Annotated in this window: 3 protein-coding genes; 1 reads left to right on the top strand and 2 read right to left on the bottom strand. The window is 55.3% G+C overall.

What is annotated here, in order from left to right; genetic code table 11:
* Positions 1 to 138 precede the first annotated feature (138 nt).
* Both mtgA and aroE read right to left on the bottom strand, forming a co-directional pair.
* Complete coding sequence (gene mtgA / locus HMPREF2907_RS09160; protein ID WP_003756572.1) at positions 139 to 840, bottom strand: monofunctional biosynthetic peptidoglycan transglycosylase; 702 nt, start codon at positions 838 to 840, stop codon at positions 139 to 141.
* A gap of 1 nt (position 841) precedes the next feature.
* Positions 842 to 1,651: a shikimate dehydrogenase gene (aroE, locus tag HMPREF2907_RS09155; RefSeq protein WP_070682397.1), complete on the bottom strand. Its 810-nt coding sequence runs from the start codon at positions 1,649 to 1,651 to the stop codon at positions 842 to 844.
* Between the two features lie 244 nt (positions 1,652 to 1,895).
* On the opposite strand from aroE, the gene glnA reads away from it, so the two are divergent.
* Positions 1,896 to 3,314: a type I glutamate--ammonia ligase gene (glnA, locus tag HMPREF2907_RS09150; protein WP_070682394.1), complete on the top strand. Its 1,419-nt coding sequence runs from the start codon at positions 1,896 to 1,898 to the stop codon at positions 3,312 to 3,314.
* The last annotated feature ends 180 nt before the right edge of the window (positions 3,315 to 3,494 follow it).

Raw genomic sequence — 3,494 nt, 5'->3', positions numbered from 1 at the left:
GTCCTCGCGCAGGCGGGGGCGGGAATGACGGAAAAAGTATTAAAAACTGGGAAGATAGGCGATATATGTGATACGGCAAACAGGGTTACAGTTGCACAAAGGTCGTCTGAAACCCCTTCACCTGATTTTCAGACGACCTCAATCCATATCGCTTTCAGGCAGCTCCGCCGAACCCATGCGGCGCAGGATGATATTGGTCTTGTTGCGCAGGCGTTTGCTTTTTGGATTGTCGGCGTAAAACAGCGGCGCAGGGACGCGGGCGGCGAGTTTGGCGGCCTGCTGTTTGGTCAGGTTGGCGGCGGGTCTTTTATAAAAATACTGGGACGCGGCTTCTGCGCCGAATACGCCGTAGTGCCATTCGATGGCGTTCAGATACAGCTCGAAAATGCGGTCTTTGTCGGTAACGGCTTCCATCATCGCGGTAATCGCGGCTTCTTCGCCTTTGCGGATATAGCTGCGGCTTTCGTTCAGAAACAGGTTTTTGGCAAGCTGTTGGCTGATGGTCGAGCCGCCTGCTTTGACTTCGCCGCTTTGTTTGTTGCGTTTGATGGCGTATTGGATGCCGCCCCAGTCGAAGCCGCCGTGTTCGGCGAATTTGGCGTCTTCGGAGGCAATCAGGGCTTTTTTCAGGTTGACCGAAATGCGGTCGTAAGGTACCCAGCGGTAATCGAGTGCGACATCTTTGCCTTCGCTTTGAAACTGCCGCATCCGCATCGCCATGAAGGCGGTTTTGTTCGGCGCGACGGCGCGGTAAGTGATGATGTTGCCGTACACGTAAGCGTTGAAAAAGATAAATGCGCCCAAAGGCAGGGCAATCAGCCATTTGATGATGCGGAACATTTTATAAATCTCTCATATATTGGACGACGGGCAGGACATCGGGCGCAAAGCCGCGCCAAAGCCGGTAGGAAGCTGCCGCCTGTCCGACCAGCATGCCCAATCCGTCGGCGGTTTGTTTTGCACCTGATTGGCGGGCAAACGCTAAAAACGGCTCTGCCGCTTCGCCGTAAACCATATCGTAAGCCAAAGTGCAATGTTCAAAGACTTTGGGCGATACGGCGGGAAGCTGTCCGCTTAAGCCGCCGGATGTGCCGTTGATGATGATGTCGAAGCCGCCTTCCAGTTCATTCAAAGGGATGGCATCTATATCGAAATGCACCGCCATTTCCGCTGCTTTGGCATGGGTTCGGTTGGCGATAACGATGCGAGCGGGGTGGTATTCTTTCAATACAGGAATGACGCCGCGCACCGCTCCGCCCGCGCCGAGCAGCAAGACGGTTTTGCCGGAAATCTCTACGCCCAGCCTCTTTGAAATATCGTCCGTCAGCCCGAGCCCGTCGGTATTGTCGCCGCGTATTTTACCGTTTCCCAGCAAAATCAGCGTATTGACCGCCCCCGCCGCCAAAGCGCGTTCGGAATGTTCGTCCGACAAGGCAAACGCTTCCTGCTTGAACGGTACGGTAACATTCGCCCCGCGCCCGCCGTCGGCAAAAAACGCTTCGACCGCCTGCGCGAAACCGCCGATGTCGGCGCAAATGCGTTCATATTCGATTTCAACGCCTTCCTGCAAGGCAAACTGCCGATGGATTTGCGGCGATTTGCTGTGTGCGACGGGGTTGCCGAAAACGGCATAACGGGGAGCAGTGTTCATAAAAATCCTATCCGGCAGGACAAATGCAAAGACCGCCCATTATAACCGCCTTTGCCGCCTCACAGCGCTGTTTTCCAATAAATCCAAATACGCATCGGATTGTTGACAATCAGGTCGTCTGAAACTATATTCCGCAAGTCAGAAATTTAACGGATTTGCGGTTTCAGACGACCTTCGGCGTGATAAAATGCAGCAGATTTTCCGCGAGATTCCGTATCCGTTACTTCCCATTTAGGAGCCGAAAATGTCTATCAAAGACGCAGTAAAACTGATTGAAGAAAGCGAAGCCCGCTTCGTAGATTTGCGCTTTACCGATACCAAAGGCAAGCAGCACCACTTCACCGTCCCCGCCCGCATCGTCCTCGACGACCCCGAAGAGTGGTTTGAAAACGGTCAGGCGTTTGACGGCTCGTCCATCGGCGGCTGGAAAGGCATTCAGGCATCCGACATGCAGTTGCACCCCGACCCTGCGACTGCCTTCATCGACCCCTTCTACGACGACACTACCGTCGTCCTTACCTGCGACGTCATCGACCCCGCCGACGGTCAAGGCTACGACCGCGACCCGCGTTCCATCGCCCGCCGCGCCGAAGCCTACCTCAAATCCTCCGGCATCGGCGACACCGCCTACTTCGGCCCCGAACCCGAATTCTTCGTCTTCGACGGCGTAGAGTTTGAAACCGATATGCACAAAACCCGTTACGAAATCACGTCCGAAAGCGGCGCATGGGCAAGCGGGCTGCACATGGACGGTCAAAACACCGGCCACCGTCCCGCCGTCAAAGGCGGCTACGCCCCCGTCGCCCCGATTGATGCCGGACAAGACCTGCGCTCTGCCATGGTGAACATTTTGGAAGAACTCGGCATCGAAGTCGAAGTCCACCACGCCGAAGTCGGCACCGGCAGCCAAATGGAAATCGGCACGCGCTTCGCCACATTGGTCAAACGCGCCGACCAAACCCAAGACATGAAATACGTCATCCAAAACGTTGCCCACAACTTCGGCAAAACCGCCACCTTCATGCCTAAACCCATCATGGGCGACAACGGCAGCGGCATGCACGTCCACCAATCCATCTGGAAAGACGGTCAAAACCTGTTCGCAGGCGACGGCTATGCCGGCTTGAGCGACACCGCCCTCTACTACATCGGCGGCATCATCAAACACGCCAAAGCCCTGAACGCGATTACCAATCCGTCCACCAACTCCTACAAACGCCTCGTACCGCACTTTGAAGCGCCGACCAAGCTCGCCTACTCTGCCAAAAACCGTTCCGCATCCATCCGCATCCCGTCCGTGAACAGCAGCAAGGCACGCCGCATCGAAGCGCGTTTCCCCGACCCGACCGCCAACCCATACTTGGCGTTCGCCGCCCTGCTGATGGCGGGTTTGGACGGCATCCAAAACAAAATCCACCCGGGCGACCCGGCCGATAAAAACCTCTACGACCTGCCGCCGGAAGAAGACGCACTCGTCCCAACCGTCTGCGCCTCTTTGGAAGAAGCCCTCGCCGCCCTCAAAGCCGACCACGAATTCCTGCTGCGCGGCGGCGTGTTCAGCAAAGACTGGATCGACAGCTACATCGCCTTCAAAGAAGAAGACGTACGCCGCATCCGCATGGCGCCGCACCCGTTGGAATTTGAAATGTATTACAGCCTGTAATCCGCATTTCCAGTCAGGCTAAACGAAAGGTCGTCTGAAAACCTTGTTTCTAGGTTTTCAGACGACCTTTTTTTTGTTTATTGGAAATACGGCCTGCCGGCCAAAGCAAAAAGTATTAAAATAACAGCAATCAAACGACACAAACCCTGCCAATATAGTGGATTAAATTTAAATCAGGAC

The sequence above is a fragment of the Neisseria sp. HMSC055H02 genome (assembly GCF_001813335.1).
GTDB lineage: Bacteria > Pseudomonadota > Gammaproteobacteria > Burkholderiales > Neisseriaceae > Neisseria > Neisseria sicca_C.
The sequence above is the reverse complement of the archived record's forward strand: the minus strand, read 5'-3'. Positions and strand labels throughout refer to the sequence as shown.